The organism is Hymenobacter sp. HDW8 (genome assembly GCF_011305775.1).
Classification (GTDB): Bacteria; Bacteroidota; Bacteroidia; order Cytophagales; family Hymenobacteraceae; genus Hymenobacter; species Hymenobacter radiodurans.
The window spans coordinates 2,330,414-2,355,671 of record NZ_CP049907.1 but is presented as its reverse complement, the minus strand read 5'-3'; the positions used below and the strand labels follow the sequence as shown (position 1 = coordinate 2,355,671).

Genomic DNA, 25,258 nt, shown 5'->3' with positions numbered 1-25,258 from the left:
GCCCCCACGCTAGCCTCAATGGCCGCTGGGGGGCTTTTTTGGTCTGATATCACTTAACCGCTACTGGCTGACCGATCATGAATTCATCGGCGTCGAGCAGGGCGGGGAAACGTTCTCGAAAAGCGTCTAAATCTTTGCGGCGTAGGGTGCGGGTGATGCCCGTCTCCTGGTTGCCGACTTCTACCAGATACTCGCCGCTCATGTCAAGCAGGGCGGAATCGCCGGCGTAGGCGTGGTCGTTGCCATCAATACCAACGCGGTTTACGCCCATGGTATAGGCTACGTTTTCAATAGCGCGGGCCCGCAATAAGGTCATCCAGGCCATCCGTCGAACTGCCGGCCAGTTAGCTACATACAGCAGCAAATCGTAAGGAGCTGCGGCCGGATTCCGACTCCAGACGGGGAAGCGCAAATCGTAGCATACCAGGGGACAAATGCGCCAACCGCGCCACTCCTCTATTAGCAATGTATTGCCGGCTGCATACACGTTGTGCTCACCCGCCATCCGGAACAAATGCCGCTTATCGTAGTGGCTGAGCGTTCCGTCGGGTCGTGCCCAAATCAGGCGATTATAATACTGTCCGTCTTCGTGGATAATCAAGCTGCCTGTCACCACAGCGTTTCGACTCTCGGCGGCGGCCAACAGCCAAGCGACGCTTGGCCCATCCATGGTTTCGGCCAGCTCGGCGGCCTTCATAGAAAAGCCCGTCGTAAACATTTCCGGCAGCACAATGAGGTCCGTGGCCACCGGCAGATCCTGAATATAGCGTAGCAGCCCGTTTCTATTCGCCTCGGGGTCATGCCATTGCAGGCTGGCTTGTATAAAAGAAACCGTCAGATCAGTCACGGGAGCAACAGGGTAAAAGGGTGTTTATACTAACGTAAAAACTACGTATTAGTAGCACCAATATCGTGCCTTTTAGAATAATGTATATATATTTTTTAATTATTTAATGACGCTTACCATGTGTGCAAGCGCTGAGCTGCGGCGGTTAATGTATCGGGCTGTTTAGCAAAGCAAAAACGAACAAGCCCATGATCAGTGCCATCATGATAAAAGGCAGAAACGGGCACTACTGCCACCCCAGCCTCGCGGGTAAGGCGGCGCGCAAAGCTGACATCGTCTTCGCCGGGCGCAATAGCATCGTAGCGGGCCAGCTGAAAGTAGGCGCCCTGTGTCGGCAATAGTTCAAAGCGGGTCGGCGCCATCAGCTTTACAAACAGGTCGCGCTTTTGCTGATAGAAATCTGGCAGCGTCTCGTAATGAGCAGCATCAGCCAACACATCGGCCAGCGCATGTTGGGTCGGCGTACTAACACTAAAGGTTACAAACTGATGCACCCGCCGCAGCTCCGCCGTAAGTAGTGCCGGCGCTACGCAATACCCCACTTTCCAACCCGTGGCATGGTAAGTCTTGCCGAATGACGACAACACAAAGCTCCGTTCGGTCAGTGCTGGGTACTGCAACGCACTGTGGTGCGCCTGTCCGTCGAAGGTCATGTGCTCGTACACTTCGTCGCTGAGCAGCAGCGTGGGCGTATCGGTGAGCAGGGTGGCTAAGTGTTGCCAATCGGCATCGGTGAGCACGGCGCCGCTCGGGTTGTGTGGCGTATTCACGAGCATTAGGCGAGTGCGTGGCGTAAGAGCAGCAGCTACCCGTTCCCAGTCGGGCCGAAAGTCAGGCAGCAGCAATGGTACATACACGGGCACTCCGCCCTGCAAACGAATAGCTGGGCCATATAAATCATAGGCCGGTTCCAGCACCAGCACCTCGTCGCCGGGTCTCACCACGGCGGCCAGCACGGCATACAGCGCTTCGGTGGCCCCACTCGTAATTGTAATGTCGGTATCGGGGCTGGGGGGCAAAATGCCGTAGAGCTGCGCGGTTTTCCGGCTGATCAGCTCGCGCAGGCGGGGCAAGCCCGGCATGGGGGCGTATTGGTGGTGCCCGCTGGTGCGCGCATGCTGGGCCAGCGCCTCCGTAAGCACCTGCGGCGGATCATAATCGGGAAAGCCTTGCGCCAGATTGATAGCCCCGCATTCGGTGGCCAACTGCGACATGACGGTAAAAATGCTGGTGCCAACATCGGGCAGCTTGGACGCAAAGGCGGGTAAAGCCATACAATCAATAAAAGATCTGGAAGAAGAAATCTTCGCCAAAAGGACCCAGGCTGAGTCCGACGAAAACACGGTAGTGCGGCAAATAGGCCTTAAGTTTACGCAGCCCAGCCCACATTATCAGAAGCGGGTGGCTTCGTTTAGCCTCAATAAAAAAGCCCCCACATAATGCGTGGGGGGCTTTTTTGCTATAGTACTCAAGCACATACCTATAGCGGCGACTTTAGCAGCTTCGGAAACAGCTTGCGAAACTTCTCCACTTTAGGAGTCGATACTGACTGTACATACGGCTCATTGGGGTGCAGTCGGAAGTAGCCTTGGTGGTAATCTTCGGCGGGCCAAAACTCCGTAAAGGCCGTTACCTGGGTCACGATGGGGTTAGGATACTGCTTGGCGGCATTCACGCGCTGAATGGCGGCCGTAATCTGTTCTTTTTCCTGCGGCGTGCGATAAAACGCTACCGACCGATACTGCGCGCCCGCATCGGGACCTTGGCGGTTGAGCGTGGTGGGGTCGTGAGCGGCGCGGAAAAAAACATCGAGCAGCGTGGCGTAGCTCACCTGCTTAGGGTCGTAGTAGATTTGAATCGCTTCGGCATGGCCGGTGCGTCCGCTGCCTACCTGCTCGTAGGTGGGCTTTTTTTCGGGTCCGCCCGCGTAGCCCGACACAACCTCGCGGACACCTTTTATTTCCTCAAATACCTCTTCGGTGCACCAAAAGCAGCCGCCAGCCAAGGTAGCAACGGCCAAGCCCTGCATATTAGTCGGTGCTTTGCCAGCCGTAGAGCGGGTAGGCTGGGCATCCGAGCGATTCTGTGAACAGGCCGCTGCTGTTAGTAGCAAACCCAATAAGTAAACTTTCAAGTGACGTATCATACCGTAATGTACGTAGCACACCCTTGCTCGGACGCGCTGGTAATGTCTGTTAGGTCAAAAATCTATGTAGATCTAAACTCAACTGATAAGCTGCACTAGGTAAGCATCTTGAGCAGGAAAATTGTTTCGGTTCTGCCACAGTATGCTGACATGAAATAGAAATTATTGCTAGGAATAATTCAAAAAAATATATTCACCCAATCCAAAGCATCAAGTTATGCTAGCCGCACAAAACACACTTCGTTCTCTACAGGGCCTCCTGCATTTTCTAATCCTGCATGAAGCAGCCATTCCTAATGCTTAATTGAACTTATCCGATTCAATCAACCTATGATATCGGTACTGTCTAGGGTTGCTATCTTCTTTCGGGCTTGCTTGATGCAACTGTATAGCTTAATTATTGGCGTTAAAGATGAAGATAAGCGCGATGCAAGTTTGTTTTATTAGATGCGCGAGTATTATAACTAAACCATAATATAAATAATTCACTATGTGTTTAAGTGTGCTAAATTATTGTCCAAAAGCGTATTCTGATTCATAAGGTGCTACTGATAGATATCTCATTCGCCAGCTACAAGATTGGGCATTGTTATTGTTTTCCGGATATTATTATTGTTCAATAATAGACACAATGAGTTTGCTCACGCTGCTCGACGAGCCGCATCTTACCATCTCTTATGATAACCGCAATCAGTGGCTCTACACTGATTGGGTAGGTGCGCAGAATCTGCGGACGCTTCAGCTGGGGTGCGAGCAAATAGTAATGCATCTGCAGGCGGAACATTGCCGCAAGATTCTGAATGATAATACCCGCCTCAGCAGCATTCATTCACAAGCCAGAAGCTGGGTAGAGCAAGGCTTTCTGCAACAACTAGCCGCCGCTGGCCTGGAATATATGGCTTGGGTTTACTCGCTCGATTTCGATAGCCGGTTCTCCACTGATCTTACTTTATTGCGTAGCACCCAGCCAGTAGTAGTGGGATTTAATGATTTGGTGGCTGCATACGCCTGGCTCGAAAAATGTGAAGCCCATCCGTCCTCGCTTTTCATCGGATCATAACAATCTGATATCACCATTGATAACGTATGTGATAAAGCATCACGCCTAATTTTCAGACGTTTAGATAGTAACCCTGATTTCGACTTTCTATTGATCAGACTATTACTCTATTAGTTATACAATACTGCTATTTATATGGCTATGCACCTACTTTTCGACTCACCTCACCTCGTTATCTGGCACGACTGTACCAACCACTGGCTGTATGTAGAGTGGAGGGGGCAACAGCAGTTAGAGGTGATTAAGGAAAGCTGCAACTATGTGCTGCAGAATGTGCCGTTAACCGGCTTTAGTAAGATATTAAACGATAGTACACAGGCCGTAGGCAACTGGACGGCGGCTTCTGAATGGCTGGGTAGAGACCTGTTTCCTCTTCTTTCTGCCGTTGGGTTTACTCACATGGCATGGGTATATGCCACCGATTTTAACAGCCGCTTTTCTATCGACTCCACGCTGCGTTGCGCTACTGCCGGCCTAGCTATTGTCACCTTCGACGACCTAGATGCTGCCTGCACATGGTTGCAGCACGCTGACGAGTTGCACGCCGCCTAGTCAGCTTTTACAAAGCACTGTCTGCTGCCCTGAAGGTAGCCAGTGGTGTGGCCTGCTTGGCAGCGTAGAGTTGCAACGTGTTGCCGCTGATTTCGAAGCGAGTGGTTTGTTCTAGTACGCTCAGATAGCGCATTTCTACCTCTATTGCTTGATTGCTGCGTCGCATCATCGTGCTGATAATGCGCGGAATAGCTTGCAGACGAGTGCTGATCGAATGTTCAAAGGCTCCCTGATAGTGCGCCTCTTTGGTAATTGCCGGGCTTGGCAAAACTAACTCAGGACGTGCCGCTGGCTGAAGGTAGGGCAGGGGCTTGCCATCGAGGGTGCTTAACACCCAGTGAGTAGGGGGATAATGCGTGGCAGGTAGCTGATTACTAGTGGTGTAGCCGCCAAAGCCTAGTCCTGCGGCAACACACGCCCAGGAGAAAAAGCGAAGTAGCATAAGCACTGTTTACATGTCATTTAGGTTCAGCAGCAGGAGCCTGAAGCGCGCCACATCGTTGCATAACGTAGAAGATACAAGGGTGTGTTTTTCGTAAGTGGGTTACTTTAAGTTGCTTATATAGGGATAAATGTTTGCCGGGGCGAGCTTCATTGGCTCCAATCGCACTTTTAGAGTAAGAAGGCGGAGGCCAATTTCAGCCTTAATTCAGAGCAAGATGGACGCTTGCTTTCCGGTGACTGCTGAAGTTTATTGCAGTAGTCAAATCCCTATGATGCTGAAACACTTTCTGGCGGCCGTGCTGCTTCTGCTAACGGCTTGCCTCACGCCGGCGCGGGCCCAAATCTTGCCATTGCTAGACCAGAATCCACCGTCTTTGCGCTGGTATCAGGTGCGCACTCCGCATTTTCAGGTATTATACCCGGCGGGCTTTTCGGCGCAGGCTCAACTCACGGCGCGGCGCCTAGAGCAGGTATATGCGCCAGTAAGCGCCTCGCTAGAGCGTGAGCCGCGGCCGCTGACGGTTATCTTACAAACCCAGACTACCATTGGGAATGGCTTTGCTACAGTATTACCCCGGCGCTCCGAGTTTTATACCACGCCCCCGCAGGACCCATTCCTAACCGGTACCCTCGACTGGCTCGACCAGCTAGCAATCCATGAGTTTCGGCATATTGTGCAGTACGACAAGGGGTTGCAGGGTATCACCAAGCTGGCTTATTCGCTCTTCGGCAATGGGGCGCTAAGTACCGCGACTATTGGTATGCCCGACTGGTTTTTTGAGGGTGATGCTGTGGGCACCGAAACCCTGCTGACGCGTAGTGGGCGGGGCCGCATTCCTAATTTTGATATCAGCCTGCGGGCGAATTTGCTGGCCGGTCGGCGCTTCAACTACAGCAAGGCCGTGGGGGGCTCTTACCGCGATAATGTGCCTAATCATTACGTGCTAGGCTACTTTCTCACCACTAATCTTAAGCGGACCATTGGCCCCGCCGCCTGGAGTCAGGTGCTCAACCGTTACTACCGCTTTCCGGTCTATCCGTTCTCCTTTTCCAATAGCCTGCGCCGTACGGCTGGGGTGCGGGTAGAGGATTTGTATGCTCGCACCATGAGCGAGGTCGACTCTATATGGCGGGCGCAGCAGCAGGGCTTGCAGCTAACGGAAGCTACTTCTTATCCTGTCGCCGCTGACCCCAAGATCTTCACGCAGTACCGGTATCCGCAGTATGTAACTGATAGCACAGTGCTGGCGGTAAAAACTGGCCTAGGCGATATTTCTCAGATCGTGCTGCTAAATAAGCAGGGCCAGGAAAAGAAGGTGTTTGTGCAAGGCCTGGTAAATAACCCCGAAATGCTATCGGTGGGGGGCGGACGGGCCTGCTGGCTGGAGTTTCGGTACGACGCGCGCTGGGGACAACGGGTTTATTCCGAAATCAGAGTGCTCGATCTGGCGTCGGGCCAACTTACCCACCTTACGCGGCGCAGCCGTTACACCGCCGCCGCCCTTTCCAGTGATGGACAGCGCTTAGTGGCCGTGCGCAGCGACTCGGCTTACCAGAACCGCTTAGTGGTGCTCGATGCCCGCTCCGGCCAGGAACAGCGCGTACTGCCAAACCCTACCAATGACTTGTACATTCAGCCCCGCTGGCTGCCCGACCACCGCACCGTAGCGGCCGTGCTGCTCAAGTCGGGGGCAAAACATTAGCTCTTATCGATACCGAAACCGGCCAAACTCGCGAACTGCTGCCCATAGCTAACAACAACCTGAGTCATCCGCAGCCGGGGGGCAATTTTGTGTTCTACAACTCACCGCAGTCGGGCATCGACAATGTGTATGCGGTTGAAATCAGCACAGGGGAGGTGAAGCAGGTTACCTCGCGGCCACTGGGAGCATATCATGCCGCCGTTTCCCCCGACGGGCAACGTCTGGCCTTTCATGATTTTCGGGTAGAAGGTGCCCGCGTGGCCGAAATGCCGCTGGAGCCTGCACGTTGGACGGCGGCCTCGGCTGCGCCTGTCATGCCGTCCGCCTACACCGACCCATTGCTCACACAGGAGCCCGGCGTAGGCACTATTGGGGCTGTGGTACCCGATTCTGGAACGGTGCAGCCTAGCTTGGCGGTAAGCCGCTATAATCGGTTCAACCATTTATTCAACGTGTTTAGCTGGGGGCTGGTACAATCGCCAGATGGCCAGGGCGTCCGATTGGGCGTTCGTTCCCAGGACTTGCTGAGCACCACAGTAGCCGTGGCCGGCGTGGGCTTCGACCAAACTGAACGCACCGGCAACGTCTTCGCGGACCTCAGCTACCAGGGTTTTTTGCCTGTGCTTGATCTGAGGGTACAGCATGGGTCACGCCGCACCACCGGCTTTGTGGATCGGCGCGCGCCACTCGATAGTGCCAGCGCCGACCGGTGGCGCTACACCCAATTCACTACCGGCGTACGACTGCCGCTCAACTTTACGCGCTCCAAATACCTGGAAGGCCTTACCCTGGGCGCCCATTACAGCCAGCAGCAGGTACGTGATTATGACTTACGGACCCGCCGCCTGTCAGAGGTTGGGTTCGGGGGCTCTTTGCACATCGTGCAGTACAGTCTGAGCTATTATCATCAACTCCTGCAAAGCCGCCGTGACGTAGGGCCACGCTGGGGCCAGAACCTGAGCGCAGTGTGGCGCACTACTCCTTTTAGGGCTGGCCTACAGGGCAATCAATGGGGGGTGCAGGGAAACCTGTACTTTCCGGGAGTGCTCAAACATCATTCGCTGCGCCTGCGTGGGGGCTACCAATATCATGATCAATCGCAGTATCAGTTCAGCTCTCTGATTGCGTATCCTCGTGGCCAATCATATGTGAGCTTTGATAAGTTGCGAACGGGCAGCGTAGAGTATCGCCTGCCCGTAGCCGACACGCACTGGACGCTGGGGCGCTGGCTGTACATTCAGCGCATCAAGGCGGGGGCTTTTTGGACGTAGCTTCCGGGCAGCGGGAGTTAGCCACCGACCAAGGACCACAAACCTTCCGCAGCAGCTATACCACCGCCGGCCTCGACGTGACCTTTGTGTTTAACCCGATGCGTTTGCGTACGCCACTAGAAGTGGGCGTTCGGTCCATTTACAATTTGCGCACTAACCAGTGGGAGGTGCAGCCCCTGGTGCTTGATATCGGGTTTTAAAGCAAGCGGCAAGATGGCTCGCGCCGATACGCAACGTTACAAATCTTGTTATTGTGAAAACAAACTGGGTTATGTACAGCTTTTAGCTTTACTTTTCGCCTTTCGCTCTCTTCCAAGGGCTTCACAACGACTTGTTGCCTGAAACGCCCCAACTATTGCATAACTGACTATGGCGCTTCGTTTACTGTTTGAAAGTAAAGACATTACCATTTATTACGACTATACGAATGAATGGCTTCATGTAGAATGGCAGAAGAACCAAGATATGGAGTCGGTGCAGGCCGGGGCTGGGAAGATGCTAGAGTGTATGCGGCAGGAGCAATGCCATAAGGTGCTCAATGATAACCGTTTGGTAGAGACTATGTGGTCGGATGCTTCGGAGTGGGGGGGCAAAGTTTGGCTGCCGGCTATGGCCGAAGCTGGGTTGCAGTATTTTGCTTGGGTGTATTCGCCCAACCTGTATAGCCGCCTTTCCACCGACCTGACCTTGCAGCATGCCCCAGCGGTAGGCCCGATAGTGTTTACCTTCGATAACATCGACACGGCCAGCGCCTGGCTGCGGCAGATGTAATCCTACGAGATAAGAGCAACGAGACACAAAAAGCGTCAGGAAGCATTTCCTGACGCTTTTTGGTTGTAATCAGCTGTTGTGCTAGTTGGTGGTGCTGCCCGAAGTAGAGCCGGATTTGCCTCCCAACTTGATGGGCTGCTTGGAGTTTTTGTCCACCATCTCCTGATTGGTCGAACCCGTGGGCTTTGTGGTGCCCGGAGAAGCGGGGCGGGATTCTTTCAGGACACGCCGGCTCGACTCCGACATGGTGCCGGTAGGGCTCGTGCGATTTTCGGGCTCCAGGGTGCTGTTTTGCGTCTTTTTGCTTTGAGTCTTGGCTGGAGTGGCTTTTTTGGGTGGGTAGGAGGCCGCGGGCGAGGTATTAGACACGCTCGTTTCGGGGCGGGTAGAAGAGCCACCTGACGAGGTGCCCTGGGCCGCCGCCGTTGAAAAGCCAGCCACGCAGGCCACGATGAATGCAAAAGCAGTTTTCATAAAAATATAAGAGGGGTGAGAAATAGACACGCATAAGCTCAACACTATATGCTTAGTACCAATCTCTTACGCGTATAAGCTGCTTGTGTTTTAGCCGATAGGCAGCGAGAGTGGCTCCTGTTGAGCTTAATCAGCGGACCTGATGAGTAATGGCTGTAAGCGCGGCTGAGGCACCCAAATACCTATGGGAGCGGCTTCTGCTGGCCGGCAATACCACGTTTTCCTGTGGGCGAACCACACTAAATAACGGGTGTCGAAGCAGAAAAAAGCCCCCCAGACCAGCATTTTGAAAGGGTGACGTGCCCGCTACCCCTGCGCAAAACAGGGCGTTAGGGTAAGATGCTGGAGGCGGAATACTACTTGCGGCAGTAGTACCACCCGCGACCCAATCGGGCCAGCTTGCGCGGCATAAGCATAGGCAACGACGGAAAAACACTTCGAACTTTAGTCAATCAACACATTTTGAGGCATAAACGCAAGCCCAACCGGAGACGAGCAACCCTGAATTTGCCCCCCGGTTGGGCTTGCTGACCTACACGGAATTCTTAAGGCTGAGCAGTACCTGATACTAGCTCAACATTGCACTATATTCGAACACTTTTATCCTCCTTTATTCTGTATTAATAGGTTTATGCTGCTTCGTAAAGCGTTATCAACGAGAGTTATTATTTGTCTGCTGGTTGGAATAATTGGTGGCTTTCAAGTAGCCCCGGCCGATGACTTTGTGCGTCAGGCCATTGCTCGACTCCAGAGTTTTTACATTGGGAGCTTTCCCGAAAAAAGCTACATCCACACCGACAAGGCGTTTTATGCCGTGGGTGAGACTATTTGGCTAAAGGCCTACCTGGTAGATGCCGCCCTGCACCGGCCTGATACCGTAAGCCGGGTGCTGTACGTTGACCTGGTTGCCCCCGACCAGCGCGTGGTAGCTCAGCGCGTACTGCGCCTGAATCAAGGCACGGCCGCCGCCGACTTCGAGTTAGCCGATAGCCTAGCCCAGGGAATGTACACGGTGCGCGCTTACACTAACTGGATGCGCAACTTCAGCCCCGACTACTTCTTCTCCAAGCGTGTGCCCGTATGGCAGGCGGCTACCTCGTTGGGTACAGGCTCAGCCGCTAGGTCCGGCGCGAAAGCCAGAGTACGCAAAACTGCCGCAGCCCCTAAGGCCAAAACGGATGTGCAGTTTTTCCCCGAAGGAGGCAATCTGGTAGCGGGACTACCTACTGTGGTTGCCTTCAAAGCCACTGATGAATACGGCCGCGGCGTAACTGTAAGCGGGCAGCTAACCGATGATCAGGGACAGGCGGCGGGCTCTTTTAAAAGTCTTCACGCGGGCATGGGCACTGTATTGCTGACGCCCCAGCCAGGCCGGCAATACAAAGCAGCAGTGGTGCTGCCGGGGGGCGCCCGCGCCGAGTACCCGTTGCCCGCCGTGGCCCCCAGCGGCTTGGTGCTGAAGGTTACGCAAACCAAGGAGTTTGTGTACGTAGGCGTGCAGCGCCAAACGGCGGCGGGCACTGCCGCCGCGCCCGCCGAAAATGTGACGCTGCTGGCTCACGTACGCGGCACGGTAGCCTACGCCGCCAAAGGCCAGCTGACCGGCAGCGAAGGTTATGCAGCCCGTATTCCGAAAGCCAAATTCCCGACGGGAGTAGCGCATTTCACCCTGTTCGATGGGCAAGGTGTGGCGCAAGGTGAGCGGTTGGCATTTATTGATGCTCAGCCCAGCCTGCAGGTGCGCATCACCCCGGACAAGCCTACGTATGCTCCCCGCGAGAAAGTAAACCTGACGGTAGCCGTAACCGATGGTGCCGGTCAGCCTGTAGCGGCCCAGTTGTCATTGGCCGTAACTAATGCGCTGGCAACGGGGATGAATGAAGCGCCCGAAACGACTATTCTGACGCAGTTGCTGCTGACCTCCGATTTGCAGGGCTACGTGGAAAACCCAGGCTACTATTTCCAGAATAAAACCCCCGAAACCGAACAGGCGCTTGATCATCTGCTGCTCACCCAAGGCTGGCGGCGGTTTGTGTGGAAAGAGATTCTGGCCGATAAAAAGCCCCCAGACCCTTTGCGCTGGAGCAAGCGCTAAGTATAGGTGGGCAGGTGGTGCGCCCCAATGCCAAAGCCGCGGGCGTTAGTCAGCTTACTATTTTTCAAATGGGAGCTACGGGCGGAATGGCCGTGGCCAGTACCGAGCCCGATGGGAGCTTTCTGCTTACTGGCTTTCAGGGCAAAGACACGGCTCGCGTGGTGGTGCAGGCTCGAAAAGAGAAAGGTGGCAGCAACCTGCTTATAAAGCTGAACCCGCGCTGGCCCGAGGTGACGGCCCTTACTTGGCCATTGCCCGCCGAACCAGAGCCAACCGTCACGGCGTATCTGCAGCAGAGCCAAAAGCAACAGAAGGCCGAGCGCCAGTATCGGGCTGATACGGCCAAAACCATTATGCTGAAGGGCGTGACGGTGGCGGGCCGCAAGCCTACGCCGCCCCCCGATGCGCGCCGCATCTATTCGCAGGCCGACGCGGTGCTTCGGCCAGACGATATTCCGGGCAGCAGCTCTTTTTTTAGCGTATTGCAGCTTATACAAGGGCGAGTGGCCGGGGTTCAGGTAACTGGCTCGGCTCCTAATTTTCAGGTGCAGATCAGAGGCGCTAGCTCTATTACCGGAAGCAACGCACCGTTGTTCGTTCTGGATGGTATTCCGGTTGATATCGATGCTATTAACACAATACCCGTTACGGATGTCGAAACCGTGGAAATATTGAAAGGGCCCTCGGCCGCTATTTATGGCAGCCGGGGTGCGGCAGGCGTCATTGCTATCTTTACCAAGCGCGGCAACTCCAACTACGACTACTCCAAAACGTCGGCTCCGGGAATCGCAACCGCAGTGATTCCGGCTTATTATCAGGCCCGTGAATTCTACGCGCCGCGCTACGAAACGGCGGCCCGCCCCGCGCAGCCACGCCCCGACTATCGGAGCACCACACTTTATTGGGCACCCACGCTGCGCACCGACGCCACCGGCCAGACGCAGGTATCGTTCTACTGCTCCGACGACGCCAGCACGTTTCGAGTGGCCGTGGAAGGCTTGTCGAATGCCGGCATGCCCGGCGTCGGTACCGGAGAGTTTAAAGTAGGCAACTAAAAAAAGCCCCCCGACCACCGTCTGGGGGCTTTTTCGTGGCTATGCAGGCGGTAAGGCAGCTAGCGCACGACCCGGAGGCGGCTGCCAGCGGCAATAGGAATCTCTTTTATTAAAATAAAATCGGCGGCTGTGGCGGAGTCGCGGGCAGGACGGCGGAGCACCTGCAAAATGGTGTCGTTGGCGCGTAGGATGGCTACGTCGGTACCGGTGGTAGTGAGGTCGGAGGTCCGAAACCCGAGCAGGGCACCTTCCGGAAACGCCCGCTCCGCCAGGCTGTCCAGCACCGTAGCCCGGCCATCGAAGGTGCCAAGGGTCACTTGTTCCATGGGTGCCCCTTGCCTGGTCATCAGCAGCGCGGCCTGCGTAGCGGGTCCGGTTGGCTTGGGCGGAGCGTAAGGAAAGATGAGCCCTAAGAACAGGCTGTCGGAAACCGCTGGTGCCTCCGCTACCGAATCGGCTTTCCTGGCTTTAGCAGGCTCGGCCTGCTCCCGCGTCGACTTTTGACACGCAACCAGCCAGCCAACGGCCAGAACCGCGGCGCAAGGCAGAGCTTTTATTGAAAGTCGTGACACAGGTGGGAGTAGTAAATGATAGTGTATAACATACGGATTTACAGGTGATTGTGGCTATAAATCTGGGTAGAAAACACTGTTTTTTATAATTGGAAAGTGCAAGCGCTACCGTGAAGATGCAAAGCCTGCATTAGAGGCCATGAAGGTGGTTGAGAGCGTAGAAAGTAAACTTTTTGCCCCCCAGCGCGCTTATACTCACTTATCTTTTGCTCCCTTATTCTTTGAATATGAAAGTCGAAATCTGGTCCGATATCATGTGCCCGTTCTGCTACATCGGCAAGCGGAAGTTTGAAGCGGCGCTCGCCGAATTTGCCCCCCACAACGATGTGCAAGTGCAGTGGCGCAGCTTTGAGCTGGACCCCAATATGAAAACCAACCCCAACCAGAGCATCCATGAGCTACTGGCTGAGCGCAAGGGTATGTCGGTGGCGCAGGGCCGCCAGATGAATAATCAGATGGCCCAAACGGCCGCTGAAGTGGGCTTGGAGTTCAATTTCGACAAAACCATTCCGGCCAATACTTTCAACGCTCACCGCCTCATTCACCTGGCCGCCGCCCACGGCCGCCAGGATGCAGCCAAAGAACGCATTTTGTACGCCTACTTCACCGAAGGCCGGAATGTGGATGATCCTGCCACCCTCACCCAACTCGCCACCGAGCTAGACTTGCCCGCAGCGGAAGTAGCCCAGCTTTTTGAAACTGACGCTTATGCTCAGGAAGTACGCCACGACGAATACCAAGCCCGCCAGATAGGGGTGCGCGGCGTGCCCTTCTTCGTGTTCGACGACAAATACGCTGTGTCTGGTGCCCAGCCCAAGGAGGTTTTTCTGGAAGTGCTGGAGAAGGTGTGGGAAGAAAGCAATCCTAAGCCCACGCTCATCGCCGACGGCGCCACCTGCGGTCCGGATGGCGTGTGTGACTAACCTGCATCGAAAGAAAAAACCAAAACGGCCGCCCTGCATAGGGCGGCCGTTTTGGTGTGAGCCCTGGGGGGCTTTTTGAGAGCAGTGTCTGGTTACGCTTCCATCTGTAGGCTGTGCGGCTCACTTGCTACTCTCATCCCGGCGGAAGTGCCCTTGGCTCGCCGCAGCTTGTGATGATAGCTATACGAACCGCCCAGGATAATAAAGCCAATGAAGATAGGAGCCCACTGGCTAACCGGAACGCCGATGGCAATGTGGGAATACATGGCACCCGCCAAATCGAAAAAGAAACCGGCATACGCCCACTCCTTTAGCCGCGCGAAGCCGGGCGTAACTATCGCTACTACGCCCAAGGCCTTTGCCACGCCCAGAAAAGGCAGCAGATACGCCGGATACCCCAGAAACTTGAAGTAGGCAACGCTCTCGGGCGAGCTCATAATGTTCGGAATGGCGGAAGCCCCCATGAGAGCGGCTAGCAGACCCGTGAATACCCAATAAATGATCTTCAGCTTTTTCATCGTAGTACGTAGTTAGAAGGTTAGTTTTCGGTAGATCATTGCTTTGCTACAGCTAGTATTTCCTGTAAAAGCCAGGAGTTGCCATCGGGGTCGCGGAAGTAGGCGCACTTCATCGCGCCCGGAAATTCTTGGATGCCGCCCACCTCCACGCCCCGGCCTTGGAGTTCGGCGCGTGCTTCCGCTATGTCGGCTACTACCAAATGCAGCGCTTTCACGGCTCCCGGTATCATGCTCGAAATTTCGGGCATGCCGGTACCCATTACGATGGAGCAAGCCGAACCCGGTGGCGTCAGCTGCACCACCCGCATCGTGTCACTGGCCCGAACATCATGGTCTAGATTAAACCCGATTTTTTCGGTGTAGAAGGTCTTGGCGCGGTCCACGTCGGCGACGGGTATCGGCACGAGGGCAAGTTTCATGTCCATGGTCTTATAAGAATAGTAAGCTGAATGAGGGACTGCCAGCGGCTGGTAGTAAATAAGCGCCCTGGCCAGTGACGTAATAGCGAAGGCAAATACCCTTACTGTTGCACCGGTGCTTTATCGTGGTTCAGCAGCCAATCTATCCCAAAGCGGTCGGTGAGCATCCCGAATTTTGCCCCCCAAAAGGTGTCGTCCAGCGGCATCGTCACCTTGCCGCCATCCGAGAGCTTCCGGAACCAAGTCGTTATTTCCTCCTCGCTACTGCAGTTGAGCGATAAGGAAACGGTGTTGCCCCGCGTGATTTTTTGCCCCCCAGCGTCGGAGCCGAAGAGAAGCATATTCCCATTGGTCAGACTGGCATGCAGCACCCCATTTTGAGCATTGGCGGGCATGTGCTCAGCGGCGGGCGTACCGGCCACATCCTGAATCATCAACTCGCCGCCGAGGCACTGCTGGTAAAAAGTCATGGCTTCACGGCAGTTGCCGTCAAATGAGAGGTAAGGGCTGAGTTGGGAAGTTGTCATGAGCGATATAAGGCGACATTGTGTGTGAAATGCAGGCAGCGAAGTTGTTTTATAACTCAGCTAATTTATTTAGCTAAATTGGCGGAGGTTTGTGTGCTCTACGCCAACAATATTAGTAAAAAATGCGTTGGTTCAGCAGGGGCAAATGCGACCAAATCAGGGTTTATTGCGACATTAGACGTAGCTAGCCTACCTACCATGAAGCACATCACTATTCTGGTTCCTAAGGGAGCCATTTTGGGCAGCATTGAAGGCCCGCGGTTGGTATTTTCGGAGGTAAATGCGCTGTTGCAGCGCATGGGCAAACCTACTTTGTTCACTATTCAGCTGGCCGGCCTCACCAACGAAACGCCCGTGTGCGGCGGCATGTATTCGGTGTACACCAAAACGCTGATCCAGGATATTGCCCACACCGATCTGGTTGTTATTCCCGCCATCGACGGTGATATAAGGCAGGCACTGGACAACAACCGCGACTTCATCCCCTGGATACTGGCGCAGTATAACCGCGGGGCTGAAGTAGCTAGTTTGTGCATGGGGGCGTTTATTCTGGCCTCCACGGGCCTGCTAAAAGGCCGGGAATGTACCACGCACTGGGCCGCCGCCAACGACTTTCGGCGCATGTTTCCGGAGGTGAAGCTGGTCGAGGATAAGCTCATCACTGATGAGCACGGCATTTATTCCAGCGGGGGGGCTTTTTCTTACCTAAATCTGGTGTTGTACCTGGTGGAAAAGTACGCCGGCCGCGACATGGCTATTGCCTGCGCCAAAGTATTCCAGATCGATATTGAGCGCGTCAGCCAATCGGCTTTTATCGTGTTCAACGGCCAGAAAGAGCACGGCGACGAACCCATCAAGAAAGCCCAGATCTACATCGAGGATAACTATCAGGAGAAAATAACCGTCGATCAGCTAGCTGATATGCTGGCCCTGGGGCGCCGCAACCTAGAGCGGCGGTTTAAGAAAGCCACCGCCAACTCGGTGGCCGAATACATTCAGCGAGTAAAAATGGAAGCGGCCAAAACCAGCTTGGAGTCGTCGCGCGAAAACGTGAACGAGGTGATGTACCAAGTCGGCTACACCGATCCGAAGGCGTTTCGCTCCACGTTCAAGCGCATCACGGGCCTCTCGCCCAACGAATACCGCAGCAAATACAACCGCGAAAAAGCAGTAGCCGCCTAAGTCGTTGCCGCCGGAATCTTACCGCAGCACCGTCACCTGCGACTTATCATACAGCCGGAGCCAGTCGCGCCGCAGAATAGCGTAGAGGTACTCGTCCTCAAATTCGCCCGCATCGTTGCGCCCCGATTCGCGCATAATACCTTCAAACTGAAAGCCCACGGTTTTCTCAATGGAGTGCTTTGAGGACAGGTTGGACACGCGGCAGCCCGTGGCCATGCGGTTGAGGCCCAGCAGCTCAAAGGCCAGATAAAACAAATGCGGCTTGCTGCGCGGCGTGACACCCCGGCCGCGCATGTGCTCGAACACGTCGGCGCCCGTTGAGCCGGTAAGCTCCTCCCAACTGTCCACGGTCAGCAGCGTCATGCCCGCCAGCTCATCACCTAAGAAGGAATAAAAGCCGAAGTTCGTCCGCTTACCCTGCTCGTAGCGTGGTAGATAGTTGCGAAACAGCTCCTCCAGCATCGATGTTGAGTCGGGGAAGCCCTGGAATAGGCTGTATATCTCCGCCAGATTGTCCTCATTGATGAGGTGTAAAGTGATAGAATCGGATTGCAGGGCCTTGAACATAACTTACTTAATTAATCGACCTGCGTTAGTCCGGCGAGAGGCGTGGGCCTGTGGGTATCATGTTGTGCTTGCGGAGTAAGGCCTCCCGCTCGGCTTGTGTAGGATTCTTCAACTGACGCGCCTGCAGAAAGTACTCCTCCATACTTCCCGCGGGCAAATGCATAATCAGTATGCGGCCGGGCTCCTCGCTGGTCTTGACAAAAGCATGAGGCACATTGCGTGGCCCAAACATAGAATCGCCTGCTTTAAGCCGAAAATGCTCTGTGCCCACCTGAAATTTAAACTCGCCCTCCGTTACAAAAAACCACTCGTCTAGGTCGGTGTGGCTGTGTAGCATAGGACCCGTTTTCTCGAAACGGATCGTGTCATACACACTCATTGCCCCAGCCGTATCCTGCCCCGACACTTTCAAATCGAAGCGGGCGCCGAGGAAAGTGAAGCTTTGACCGAAGCGGTCCTGGTTGGCATCTACTTTTATGCCTTTGGGGGGCAAATTGGACGGCGGTAGCACAGCTAGCATAGGCACCGCAGGCAATACTAGCGGTAAGGAAAGGAAAGTGCGTCGTTTCATGTCCTGGAAAAGTAGAAATGTTACCTCTGCTTTACTTAAATATAGTGGTTATACTTTACTTATATAACTGATAATCAATAGCACAGTGACGTTGACCTATTAGCTGGCCAATTTGGCGTGCTGACAATGCTGGGGCAAATACCAGCTTCTGTAGTGCAAATAATTGATGGTAAAGTGTTAAATTGAAGTAGCCTGCTTCTCCACGTACGACCATGGAACCCTACTGGTATACTGCATGGGGGCGGCCACAGGCAGATACTTACCCGGCTCGCTCCCCACCACCTACTCCCAACGTTAGTTCCACCCATCCGGGCACGTATCCCTACGTCCTGATTGTAGAGTATTTCCTGCTCTAAAAGCGTCCGTAGCTCTTTAGCTCAGACGACGGTATTTGAATGCAAAAGGTGGTCATGCAGAACGGCTCGAAGCATGACGGGCAAGAGTATGGTCGCTTTGCATGAATATCCTCTTAGGTGCACCTCTTTTCAAATGCCGGACTGACTCTATAGGCGGAGCAGCTAGTTTCAATACGTTCCAAGTACCACCCATCAAAGACCTGGAAAGCCCCTAAAAAAGCCCCCGGGTATCTGAATTGAGATTCCGCCCAAACACTTCACGTGCCTGTGGGCGACGATTCATTATCCCATTCTTTTACACCTTATACGCCATGCTAACGGAAGAACTCATTGCGGAGCCCCACCTGAATGTGCGGGGCAAGCTGATTCGGCGGCAGGATGCGGACTATGAGCAAGCCCGCAAAGTACATAATGGCATGATCGACAAGTATCCCGATATGATCGTGCAGTGCGTGGATGTGGCCGACGTTATTGCGGCCGTGAATTTTGCTCGTGAGAATGATGTGCTGGTGGCCGTGAGAAGCGGAGGGCACAGCGGAGGCGGCTTTGGCATGTGCGACAAAGGGCTGGTAATTGACCTGAGCCATATGAAAGGCGTTCATGTAGACCCCGTGGAACGCACCGCCCTGGTGGATGCCGGCTGCACCCTCGGCGATGTAGACCACGCCACCCACGCCTTCGGACTGGCCCTGCCCAGCGGCATTGTGTCTACTACCGGAGTGGGGGGCATTACGCTGGGCGGTGGGCTGGGCCACCTCACCCGTCATTGCGGCCTTTCCATCGATAATATGCTGGAAGCCGATGTGGTGCTGGCCGATGGTAGCTTTGTAAAAGCTTCCGCTACCCAGAACCAGGATTTGTTCTGGGGCTTGCGGGGCGGGGGCGGCAACTTTGGCGTTGTCACATCCTTTTTGTTTCGCCTGCACCCTATCAGTATGGTGGTTGGCGGCCCCATGCTTTGGCCCATGAGCGAGGCCCGAACCGTAATGCAGTGGTATCGCACCTTCATCCAGAAAGCTCCCGAGTATATCAATGGGTTCTTCGCGTTTCTGTCGGTGCCGCCCGGACCGCCGTTTCCCGAGCATTTGTGGGGGCAAACGATGTGCGGAGTAGTGTGGTGCTACACCGGAGCGCCCGAGCAAGCCGAAAAAACGTTTGAGCCGATTCGCAGCTTCCGCACGCCAGCGCTGGATTTGGTAGGGCCATTGCCGCTGCCGGCGCTGCAAAGCATGTTTGATGGCTTGTATCCGCCCGGCTTGCAGTGGTACTGGAAAGCCGATTTTGTGAATGAGCTCAGCGACGAAGCCATCGACATACACCTGAAGTTTGGCTACGAGCTGCCCACTCCGCTTTCCACCATGCACCTCTACCCAATAAATGGTGCCGCCGCCCGGGTGGGAGCGCAAGATACCGCTTGGAATTACCGCCATTCTACCTGGTCGATGGTTATTGCGGGCGTCGATGCCGACCCTGCCAACCGGCAGCGCATCACGGACTGGGCCAAGGCCTACTGGAACGCACTGCACCCATACTCAGCCGGTGGTGCCTACATCAATTTTATGATGGACGAAGGGCAGGAACGCATTAAAGCTACCTATGGCATCAATTACGAGCATCTGGTAGCCGTCAAAAACAAGTATGACCCCGACAACTTGTTCCGGGTGAATCAGAACATCCGGCCCACCAAGCACGGTCACGTTTTCACCTGATCGGGTGTGGGCAAAGCCCGCTTTGCCCCAATGAACTGAACCTAAAAAGCCGCTTGGTCTGACCGATCGGCGGCTTTTGCCTGCGTAGGTCCTGATTGCTGCGCTGCGTCCTGCGGCCTGTCACTCAGGTAGCGCTTTACGTCACTGGAGCAGCAGAGAATGCCCAAAGCAATCAGATTGAGAGTATTGGTGAGTAGATGCCCCACAATTGGGTCGTCGTCACCTAGATTGTTGTACAAGACCATAGAGCTGAAGCACAAGCGCAAAACCAGCCAGCCCACCATGAGGCCGAAGGCATTGCGCCAGCGCTTAAACAAGCCAACTACCAGCAACAGACTGACAATGACGCTGGTGCTGAAGCTGCCGGTTTCGTCCACAAACCACAGCTTTTGCCATCTCGGCAGAAAGTCGGCCACTAGCAGGAACCCGGCTATCAGGTACAAGTGCTGCAATGCTGTTTTTTTAGAATACATCATAGAGAGATACAATTGGCTAACCAGTGCTCTAAGGATATGATAATAAGATACAAAAAACCTGCAAAAAGCCCCCCAGCCCCTATCAAGTAAGCCTATGGGCTGACTTGGAGTGAGAGTCTCTTTTCGCCAAATATATATCATCCAAAATATTTATCTTCCGAATAGGGAAGCAGCAACCAAGCTGCCTCGTACAGCTACTGGAGGAGCTATCCGATGAAGCACATTCTACTAGTTATTGGGCTGGTATGGGGTCTAGGAATAGGAGCGCGAGGCCAAGCTGGGCGGGCCGATATGGTACTGCTCAACGGTAAGATATTCACCAGTGACGCGGCGCGCCCGTCGGCAGAGGCGCTGGCTATTCGGGGCGAGCGGATCATTGCCGTGGGTACAGTGGCAGAAATAAATAAGCTGGCTGGACCTAACACCCGCCGCATCGACTTGCAGGGGCGCGTCGTTACGCCGGGCTTCAACGATGCCCACAACCACTTCGACCCCATGCCGGCTGGATTTCGGCTGGCCTTCACCAGCATGGAGCCTAGTTGGGAGGAAACCAGCCAGGCCATTAAGGCCGCGGCTCAACAGGTGCCCGCCGGCACCTGGATTTTCGGCACCGTGGGTTCCAAAGTAGTGCTCGACCCACTTGTAACCCGCGCCGCTCTCGATGCGCTGGCTCCGAATCACCCTGTATTGCTTGGTGCTTTCTACGGGCACGGGAAGATAGCCAACACCAAAGCACTACCACTTCTCCAACTCGATATCGAGCAGCCCGACCCGCTGGGGGGCAAATATGAGCGCATCACCGGCTCGCGCGAGCTTAATGGCCGCATGCACGAGTACGCCGAGTGGCGCGCTAACTTCGTGCTAGCCGCGCAGGTACCCGATACCGCTGTCATTCGTGCTCTCCGCGCCATGGCAGCGGAGGCGGCTGGCTACGGTATCACCACGATGCAGCTGTTTACCATCCTGCCCACCGATCGGTTTGTGCGCCTGCTTACCCAAGCCAATCTGCCGGTGCGGGTGCATGCGCGGCCCTTTCCGCTCACCACGCCCCAGGGCCGCGAAACCACCGAGCTACGTAAGCTCCTCACGCCGCCTATGCCCAAACTCGGCCCCCGCGTGCAGGTAAGCGGTATCAAATGGGTGTTGGATGGTACGCCCTACGAGCGGGGCGCTGCTCTACGCACGGCTTACCGCGACCAACCCAACTGGAAAGGAGAGCTCAACTTCAAAGAAGATGAAGTAGGCAAGATGGTGCAGGAAGGACTCGACTGGAAACAGCCACTGCTCTTCCACTGTGCCGGCGACCGAGCCTCCGAAGTGGTGTTCAATGCCCTCGAAGCCAACGAAACCAACGTAAACTGGCCCGCGCGGCGCGTCCGCATTGAGCACGGCGACGGCGTCGTTGGTGACCTGATCCCTCGAGCCAAGCGCCTAGGCGTGGTGGTAGTCCAAAACCCCACGCACTTTACCGAGCCAGCGCTGTTCGGGCAGCGCTGGGGCAACAAAATGCAGCCGCTTCGGTCATTGCTGGCGGCGGGCATACCGGTGGCGCTCGGCTCCGACGGGCCTATGAATCCCTTTCTGAATATCATGTTAGCTGGCATTAATCCGGCTAATCCGGCGGAGGCTATCACGGGCCAGCAGGCTGTACAGGCGTACACGGCCGGGTCGGCCTACGCTGAGTTTGCCGAAAAAGACAAGGGTACACTGGCCGTGGGCAAGCTTGCCGACCTAGCCGTATTGTCGCAGGATATCTTCTCCGTGCCGCCCCCCGAACTGCCCAAAACCACGAGTGTGCTGACTATAGTTGGAGGCAAAGTGGTGCACGATGCAAAAGTGCTGAAATAGGGTGGGGGGCTTTTTTTGCAGTTTACACAAAACATAGGTAGGCTAATCGCTGCGCTACAGTCGAGGTATAGCCGCATTATAAGGATAAGTCTATCCGGCTTTTTAATATAGAATTTGTATTATGTCACAAATAGCCGGCTTGGCTAGATGTTTTGAAAAGGTTGAGCCAGATGAAATTCACCATTACATCTTGAATTACAAGTAGATAAATTAAATAAGATATTTTAAAGGGTAATGTCACTGTTTAGCCATAAGTTTCCTTTTTAATACCAAATTATTTACAAAACTTAGTACTCAGGAAAGTCCCTCCAGTTTTTTGGATGATTTATCACCCTGATTTCTCACAGGGCCTTTCTCCACCATGTTTCCCACACCACTCTAAACCTTTTTCATGAAACTGAACAACTTCTCCCTCCCCACGAAATCATTGTTCGCGGCCAGTGTACTGTCAGCTTTTATATTGAGCAGCTGCGAAAGCAGCCTCGATAAGATTCAGGATGAGCCTACCACGGCTCAAGGTCAATCAGATGCTCAGGGCGAATCAGGCCGCGACTATGTGGCTAATGAGTTGCTAGTGAAATTTAAGCCCGGCCTGTCGGCTGAAGCCAAGGCTAATGCACTAGCTCGTATTAGTGGTAAAGTGTCGGAGAAGATTCTGACCAAGGCCATGGAGCGGGCGGGGGAGAAGGAAGGCCTGATGGTGGTGCACACGCCCCTGCAAGCCTTGGAGGCGATGAGCAAGATGAAGGGCGGGCCCGAAATCGAATTTGCTGAGCCTAACTATATCTATCAGCATGCTGCTGCTACCAATGATACCTATGTAGCCAATGGCTCACTGTGGGGCATTGATGGCAACTTATTCGGTAGCCGGGCTTCCACTGCTTGGGCTGCGGGTCACACCGGCTCAGCTAATGTAGTAATAGGTATTATCGACGAAGGCGTACAGTTTGATCATCCTGATTTGGTTGGGCAGGTTTGGACCAACCCATACGACAAAGCGGATGGTGTTGACAACGACGGCAATGGCTACATTGATGATATCCACGGCTGGGATTTCGACGGCAACGATAACAGCGTATATGACGGCACCACTCGTGGTAGCATGGATGACCACGGTACGCACGTAGCGGGCACTATTGGCGCCAAGGCAAACAATAGCGCCGGGGTAGCTGGCGTGAACTGGAACGTGACCATGATTTCGACCAAATTCTTGGGTCGCCGGGGCGGCACTACAGCTAATGCTGTGAAAGCCGTTGACTACCTGAATGATTTGAAAGACCGCCACGGACTGAACATTGTGGCTAGCAATAACTCCTGGGGTGGTGGTGGCTTCTCGCAGGCCCTCTCTGATGCTGTCGACCGCGCTAATACCCGCAACATTCTCTTCATTGCAGCCGCTGGCAACGGGGGCAGCGATGGGGTAGGCGACAACAACGATGCAGTAGCCAGCTTCCCCTCTAACTTGCCCCAGGCTAACGTGATTGCTGTCGCTGCTATCACCTCAACGGGTGGTCTATCGAGCTTCTCCAACTACGGTGCTACCACCGTTGACATTGGTGCTCCTGGCTCAGGTATCTGGTCGAGCACGGCCTACAACACATATTCGTCGTACAATGGCACTTCCATGGCTACTCCCCACGTATCGGGCGGCGCAGCTCTGTATGCCGCTGCACATCCGGGTTCAACTGCTGCTCAAATCAAAGCGGCTATCCTGAGCAGTGCCACTGCAACGCCATCGCTAGCTGGCAAAACGGTAACTGGCGGCCGCTTGAATGTAAGTGGTTTCTAAGTCGGCATAGTAAAACCAGGTAAGCAGCCTACTACTCACCTAGTTTAAGCAAAAAGCCCCCCAGAGCTGCTCTGGGGGGCTTTTTTGTGGCTTCCCTATTTAGGAGATAATAACCTCTACGCGGCGGTTTTGCTGGCGTCCTTCGGGGTTGTCGGAACCGTCGGGCTTGGTGTTGGGGGCTACGGGGTTGGCTTCACCGAAGCCTTTCACCTGAAACTGTCCGGCGGCGCCGGCTTGGTGCTGGGTCAGCCAATCGGCAATGGCCTGGGCGCGGCGCTGCGACAACGACACGTTGTAGGCATCGTCGCCCTTGGCATCGGTGTAGCCGTTGATGACCACCCGGCTCTTGGTATACTGCTTTACTACCTGGGCCAGCTTTTCGAGGTTGGGCGTGGCGGTGGGCTTGATATCGGCCTTGTCAAAATCGAAGAGCACGTCGGTATCGAAGTTGATAACCAGGCCCATATCCGTCATCTGGGCGTTCAGGTCGTTGGCGGCGCCCGACAGGTCGCTTACCTGGCCGGTGAGCTTCTGGCCCTGATCAGGAGTAGCGGATGAAGCCGCCGGGGCCGCAGGTGTAGCCCCTTGTGTGGCGGGCGCTGCACCCGCAGGCTGCTGCACGGTGCCTGATAACGGCTGACCGGCATTGGGGGGCGTTTTCTTCTCTGAGCAGCTGCTAACAACCAGCAGCCCGGCCGTCAGCAACGCACCCAAGTGAACGAGGCGGCTCATCGCTGCACCGCTATGCCATCAAAGGAACCAACCTCGGGCACACTCAGCGAGATGGTAGGGCTTTCAGCGGGTGGGGCCGGGAATTTCAGCGTGACGATGCTCGGGCCAGCTTTGCGCGCTGCTATGTCCAGGCTTTTGCCGCTGGAGTTGGTGGGCATGGCCATCCAGGCGCCCTGCTGGTCCTTGAGGATATTGTACTTGCGCGAAGTAGCGTCATCGATATAGTTGATCTGGTCGATGTCAGTGTGCAGAAACTCTGAGTTGCTATTGCTGGCGGCGGGCAGCGTGTATTGCAGCTCCACGTTCAGAATATCGCCTACTACGCGGGCTTTGGTAAGCGCTACCTGGGTGCCTTTGGGGCCGGGCTGGGTAGACAAAGCGGCCGCGGCCGGCGCCGGTGCTACTGCCTCGGCGCGCTCAACTCCAGCAGATGCTTCGGCAGGGGCCGGAGCTGGCGCCGGCGCTGCGGTGGGCGTATCGACGGCCGTAGTAGTGGTGTCGGCGGTCTTTTCCTGGCTACAAGCGGTTAGGCTCAAAGCAAATACACTGGCTACTAACAATGACTTTTGCATAAGTAAAGCTATATAGTTGAGTTAGGCAGTACGGCCGGATAGCGCTGGAGGTTAAACTCCTCGCTTAGGCAGGGTCTAA

General features: G+C 54.9%; 28 protein-coding genes. 14 read left to right on the top strand and 14 right to left on the bottom strand.

Going from position 1 to position 25,258, the window contains the following annotated elements; translation table 11 throughout:
- Positions 1-49 precede the first annotated feature (49 nt).
- From G7064_RS09815 to msrA, 3 genes are all read right to left on the bottom strand, one after another.
- Positions 50-847, bottom strand: a complete 798-nt coding sequence (locus G7064_RS09815; protein WP_317172850.1) for an amidohydrolase — start codon at positions 845-847, stop codon at positions 50-52.
- A 113-nt stretch (positions 848-960) separates the two neighbouring features.
- On the bottom strand, positions 961-2,121 hold the full coding sequence (locus G7064_RS09810) for a methionine aminotransferase (RefSeq protein ID WP_166073429.1): 1,161 nt from the start codon (positions 2,119-2,121) through the stop codon (positions 961-963).
- A gap of 206 nt (positions 2,122-2,327) precedes the next feature.
- Positions 2,328-2,990: a peptide-methionine (S)-S-oxide reductase MsrA gene (msrA, locus tag G7064_RS09805; protein WP_240935869.1), complete on the bottom strand. Its 663-nt coding sequence runs from the start codon at positions 2,988-2,990 to the stop codon at positions 2,328-2,330.
- A 634-nt stretch (positions 2,991-3,624) separates the two neighbouring features.
- Between msrA and G7064_RS09800 the strand changes: the two genes are divergently transcribed.
- A complete protein-coding gene (locus G7064_RS09800; RefSeq protein WP_166073427.1) occupies positions 3,625-4,053 on the top strand; it encodes a hypothetical protein in 429 nt (142 codons plus the stop codon).
- Between the two features lie 141 nt (positions 4,054-4,194).
- Positions 4,195-4,605: a hypothetical protein gene (locus G7064_RS09795; protein ID WP_166073426.1), complete on the top strand. Its 411-nt coding sequence runs from the start codon at positions 4,195-4,197 to the stop codon at positions 4,603-4,605.
- 7 nt (positions 4,606-4,612) lie between these two features.
- Here G7064_RS09795 and G7064_RS09790 read toward each other — a convergent pair whose 3' ends face one another.
- Positions 4,613-5,047, bottom strand: coding sequence for an META domain-containing protein (locus tag G7064_RS09790; protein ID WP_166073425.1), 435 nt, complete (start codon positions 5,045-5,047; stop codon positions 4,613-4,615).
- Between the two features lie 271 nt (positions 5,048-5,318).
- Here G7064_RS09790 and G7064_RS22340 point away from each other — a divergent pair, with 271 nt between their 5' ends.
- From G7064_RS22340 to G7064_RS09780, 4 genes are all read left to right on the top strand, one after another.
- Complete coding sequence (locus tag G7064_RS22340; protein WP_240935850.1) at positions 5,319-6,752, top strand: TolB family protein; 1,434 nt, start codon at positions 5,319-5,321, stop codon at positions 6,750-6,752.
- 89 nt (positions 6,753-6,841) lie between these two features.
- The gene (locus tag G7064_RS22335; protein ID WP_240935849.1) at positions 6,842-8,023 is read left to right on the top strand and encodes a hypothetical protein; all 1,182 of its coding nucleotides are present in this window, start codon (positions 6,842-6,844) and stop codon (positions 8,021-8,023) included.
- Positions 8,014-8,223, top strand: a complete 210-nt coding sequence (locus tag G7064_RS22330; protein ID WP_240935848.1) for a hypothetical protein — start codon at positions 8,014-8,016, stop codon at positions 8,221-8,223. Before G7064_RS22335 ends, G7064_RS22330 begins: the two co-directional genes overlap by 10 nt.
- Before the next feature lie 169 nt (positions 8,224-8,392).
- Positions 8,393-8,794, top strand: a complete 402-nt coding sequence (locus tag G7064_RS09780) for a hypothetical protein (protein ID WP_166073424.1) — start codon at positions 8,393-8,395, stop codon at positions 8,792-8,794.
- A gap of 81 nt (positions 8,795-8,875) precedes the next feature.
- Here the strand turns inward: G7064_RS09780 and G7064_RS09775 are convergent, their stop codons facing one another.
- Complete coding sequence (locus tag G7064_RS09775) at positions 8,876-9,268, bottom strand: hypothetical protein (RefSeq protein WP_166073423.1); 393 nt, start codon at positions 9,266-9,268, stop codon at positions 8,876-8,878.
- A gap of 631 nt (positions 9,269-9,899) precedes the next feature.
- Between G7064_RS09775 and G7064_RS09770 the strand changes: the two genes are divergently transcribed.
- Positions 9,900-11,363, top strand: coding sequence for an MG2 domain-containing protein (locus G7064_RS09770; RefSeq protein WP_166073422.1), 1,464 nt, complete (start codon positions 9,900-9,902; stop codon positions 11,361-11,363).
- A gap of 17 nt (positions 11,364-11,380) precedes the next feature.
- A complete protein-coding gene (locus tag G7064_RS09765) occupies positions 11,381-12,418 on the top strand; it encodes a TonB-dependent receptor plug domain-containing protein (protein ID WP_166073421.1) in 1,038 nt (345 codons plus the stop codon).
- A 59-nt stretch (positions 12,419-12,477) separates the two neighbouring features.
- Here G7064_RS09765 and G7064_RS09760 read toward each other — a convergent pair whose 3' ends face one another.
- Positions 12,478-12,990 (bottom strand): hypothetical protein, encoded by a 513-nt coding sequence (locus G7064_RS09760; protein WP_166073420.1) that lies wholly within the window; start codon positions 12,988-12,990, stop codon positions 12,478-12,480.
- A gap of 227 nt (positions 12,991-13,217) precedes the next feature.
- On the opposite strand from G7064_RS09760, the gene G7064_RS09755 reads away from it, so the two are divergent.
- Positions 13,218-13,913 carry a DsbA family oxidoreductase gene (locus tag G7064_RS09755; protein ID WP_133271514.1) on the top strand — a complete coding sequence of 232 codons (696 nt, stop codon included), beginning with the start codon at positions 13,218-13,220 and terminating at the stop codon, positions 13,911-13,913.
- A gap of 92 nt (positions 13,914-14,005) precedes the next feature.
- Here G7064_RS09755 and G7064_RS09750 read toward each other — a convergent pair whose 3' ends face one another.
- The 3 genes from G7064_RS09750 to G7064_RS09740 form a co-directional block, all read right to left on the bottom strand.
- The gene (locus tag G7064_RS09750; RefSeq protein ID WP_166073418.1) at positions 14,006-14,431 is read right to left on the bottom strand and encodes a DoxX family protein; all 426 of its coding nucleotides are present in this window, start codon (positions 14,429-14,431) and stop codon (positions 14,006-14,008) included.
- A gap of 35 nt (positions 14,432-14,466) precedes the next feature.
- Positions 14,467-14,850, bottom strand: coding sequence for a VOC family protein (locus G7064_RS09745; protein ID WP_240935847.1), 384 nt, complete (start codon positions 14,848-14,850; stop codon positions 14,467-14,469).
- 101 nt (positions 14,851-14,951) lie between these two features.
- Entirely contained in the window at positions 14,952-15,377 is a 426-nt protein-coding gene (locus G7064_RS09740; protein WP_166073416.1) for a VOC family protein, read from the bottom strand.
- Positions 15,378-15,575: 198 nt separating this feature from the next.
- On the opposite strand from G7064_RS09740, the gene G7064_RS09735 reads away from it, so the two are divergent.
- Complete coding sequence (locus tag G7064_RS09735) at positions 15,576-16,559, top strand: GlxA family transcriptional regulator (RefSeq protein WP_166073415.1); 984 nt, start codon at positions 15,576-15,578, stop codon at positions 16,557-16,559.
- An 18-nt stretch (positions 16,560-16,577) separates the two neighbouring features.
- Here the strand turns inward: G7064_RS09735 and G7064_RS09730 are convergent, their stop codons facing one another.
- Complete coding sequence (locus tag G7064_RS09730) at positions 16,578-17,126, bottom strand: GNAT family N-acetyltransferase (protein WP_166073414.1); 549 nt, start codon at positions 17,124-17,126, stop codon at positions 16,578-16,580.
- 25 nt (positions 17,127-17,151) lie between these two features.
- The gene (locus tag G7064_RS09725; protein ID WP_166073413.1) at positions 17,152-17,697 is read right to left on the bottom strand and encodes a cupin domain-containing protein; all 546 of its coding nucleotides are present in this window, start codon (positions 17,695-17,697) and stop codon (positions 17,152-17,154) included.
- A gap of 212 nt (positions 17,698-17,909) precedes the next feature.
- On the opposite strand from G7064_RS09725, the gene G7064_RS09720 reads away from it, so the two are divergent.
- Together G7064_RS09720 and G7064_RS09715 are read left to right on the top strand one after the other, a co-directional pair.
- Positions 17,910-18,053, top strand: coding sequence for a hypothetical protein (locus G7064_RS09720; protein ID WP_166073412.1), 144 nt, complete (start codon positions 17,910-17,912; stop codon positions 18,051-18,053).
- A 311-nt stretch (positions 18,054-18,364) separates the two neighbouring features.
- The gene (locus tag G7064_RS09715; RefSeq protein ID WP_166073411.1) at positions 18,365-19,762 is read left to right on the top strand and encodes an FAD-binding oxidoreductase; all 1,398 of its coding nucleotides are present in this window, start codon (positions 18,365-18,367) and stop codon (positions 19,760-19,762) included.
- Positions 19,763-19,803: 41 nt separating this feature from the next.
- Here the strand turns inward: G7064_RS09715 and G7064_RS09710 are convergent, their stop codons facing one another.
- Positions 19,804-20,238, bottom strand: a complete 435-nt coding sequence (locus G7064_RS09710) for a hypothetical protein (protein WP_166073410.1) — start codon at positions 20,236-20,238, stop codon at positions 19,804-19,806.
- A 213-nt stretch (positions 20,239-20,451) separates the two neighbouring features.
- Here G7064_RS09710 and G7064_RS09705 point away from each other — a divergent pair, with 213 nt between their 5' ends.
- Both G7064_RS09705 and G7064_RS09700 read left to right on the top strand, forming a co-directional pair.
- Positions 20,452-22,086, top strand: coding sequence for an amidohydrolase (locus G7064_RS09705; RefSeq protein WP_166073408.1), 1,635 nt, complete (start codon positions 20,452-20,454; stop codon positions 22,084-22,086).
- Positions 22,087-22,477: 391 nt separating this feature from the next.
- Positions 22,478-23,875 carry a S8 family peptidase gene (locus tag G7064_RS09700; RefSeq protein WP_166073407.1) on the top strand — a complete coding sequence of 466 codons (1,398 nt, stop codon included), beginning with the start codon at positions 22,478-22,480 and terminating at the stop codon, positions 23,873-23,875.
- Positions 23,876-23,974: 99 nt separating this feature from the next.
- Here G7064_RS09700 and G7064_RS09695 read toward each other — a convergent pair whose 3' ends face one another.
- Both G7064_RS09695 and G7064_RS21915 read right to left on the bottom strand, forming a co-directional pair.
- Positions 23,975-24,607, bottom strand: coding sequence for an OmpA family protein (locus G7064_RS09695; protein WP_166073406.1), 633 nt, complete (start codon positions 24,605-24,607; stop codon positions 23,975-23,977).
- Complete coding sequence (locus tag G7064_RS21915) at positions 24,604-25,179, bottom strand: hypothetical protein (protein ID WP_205711199.1); 576 nt, start codon at positions 25,177-25,179, stop codon at positions 24,604-24,606. The genes G7064_RS09695 and G7064_RS21915 overlap by 4 nt, the downstream gene beginning before the upstream one ends.
- Positions 25,180-25,258: the final 79 nt, after the last annotated feature.

Excerpts from the sequence above, each read along its gene's own strand:
- G7064_RS09810 (WP_166073429.1), bottom strand. The coding sequence starts at position 2,121 with ATGGCTTTACCCGCCTTTGCGTCCAAGCTGCCCGATGTTGGCACCAGC.
- G7064_RS09800 (WP_166073427.1), top strand. The coding sequence starts at position 3,625 with ATGAGTTTGCTCACGCTGCTCGACGAGCCGCATCTTACCATCTCTTAT.
- G7064_RS09795 (WP_166073426.1), top strand. The coding sequence starts at position 4,195 with ATGCACCTACTTTTCGACTCACCTCACCTCGTTATCTGGCACGACTGT.
- G7064_RS09790 (WP_166073425.1), bottom strand. The coding sequence starts at position 5,047 with ATGCTACTTCGCTTTTTCTCCTGGGCGTGTGTTGCCGCAGGACTAGGC.
- G7064_RS22340 (WP_240935850.1), top strand. The coding sequence starts at position 5,319 with ATGATGCTGAAACACTTTCTGGCGGCCGTGCTGCTTCTGCTAACGGCT.
- G7064_RS09780 (WP_166073424.1), top strand. The coding sequence starts at position 8,393 with ATGGCGCTTCGTTTACTGTTTGAAAGTAAAGACATTACCATTTATTAC.
- G7064_RS09775 (WP_166073423.1), bottom strand. The coding sequence starts at position 9,268 with ATGAAAACTGCTTTTGCATTCATCGTGGCCTGCGTGGCTGGCTTTTCA.
- G7064_RS09770 (WP_166073422.1), top strand. The coding sequence starts at position 9,900 with ATGCTGCTTCGTAAAGCGTTATCAACGAGAGTTATTATTTGTCTGCTG.
- G7064_RS09755 (WP_133271514.1), top strand. The coding sequence starts at position 13,218 with ATGAAAGTCGAAATCTGGTCCGATATCATGTGCCCGTTCTGCTACATC.
- G7064_RS09750 (WP_166073418.1), bottom strand. The coding sequence starts at position 14,431 with ATGAAAAAGCTGAAGATCATTTATTGGGTATTCACGGGTCTGCTAGCC.
- G7064_RS09745 (WP_240935847.1), bottom strand. The coding sequence starts at position 14,850 with ATGAAACTTGCCCTCGTGCCGATACCCGTCGCCGACGTGGACCGCGCC.
- G7064_RS09740 (WP_166073416.1), bottom strand. The coding sequence starts at position 15,377 with ATGACAACTTCCCAACTCAGCCCTTACCTCTCATTTGACGGCAACTGC.
- G7064_RS09735 (WP_166073415.1), top strand. The coding sequence starts at position 15,576 with ATGAAGCACATCACTATTCTGGTTCCTAAGGGAGCCATTTTGGGCAGC.
- G7064_RS09730 (WP_166073414.1), bottom strand. The coding sequence starts at position 17,126 with ATGTTCAAGGCCCTGCAATCCGATTCTATCACTTTACACCTCATCAAT.
- G7064_RS09725 (WP_166073413.1), bottom strand. The coding sequence starts at position 17,697 with ATGAAACGACGCACTTTCCTTTCCTTACCGCTAGTATTGCCTGCGGTG.
- G7064_RS09720 (WP_166073412.1), top strand. The coding sequence starts at position 17,910 with ATGGAACCCTACTGGTATACTGCATGGGGGCGGCCACAGGCAGATACT.
- G7064_RS09715 (WP_166073411.1), top strand. The coding sequence starts at position 18,365 with ATGCTAACGGAAGAACTCATTGCGGAGCCCCACCTGAATGTGCGGGGC.
- G7064_RS09710 (WP_166073410.1), bottom strand. The coding sequence starts at position 20,238 with ATGATGTATTCTAAAAAAACAGCATTGCAGCACTTGTACCTGATAGCC.
- G7064_RS09705 (WP_166073408.1), top strand. The coding sequence starts at position 20,452 with ATGAAGCACATTCTACTAGTTATTGGGCTGGTATGGGGTCTAGGAATA.
- G7064_RS09700 (WP_166073407.1), top strand. The coding sequence starts at position 22,478 with ATGAAACTGAACAACTTCTCCCTCCCCACGAAATCATTGTTCGCGGCC.
- G7064_RS09695 (WP_166073406.1), bottom strand. The coding sequence starts at position 24,607 with ATGAGCCGCCTCGTTCACTTGGGTGCGTTGCTGACGGCCGGGCTGCTG.
- G7064_RS21915 (WP_205711199.1), bottom strand. The coding sequence starts at position 25,179 with ATGCAAAAGTCATTGTTAGTAGCCAGTGTATTTGCTTTGAGCCTAACC.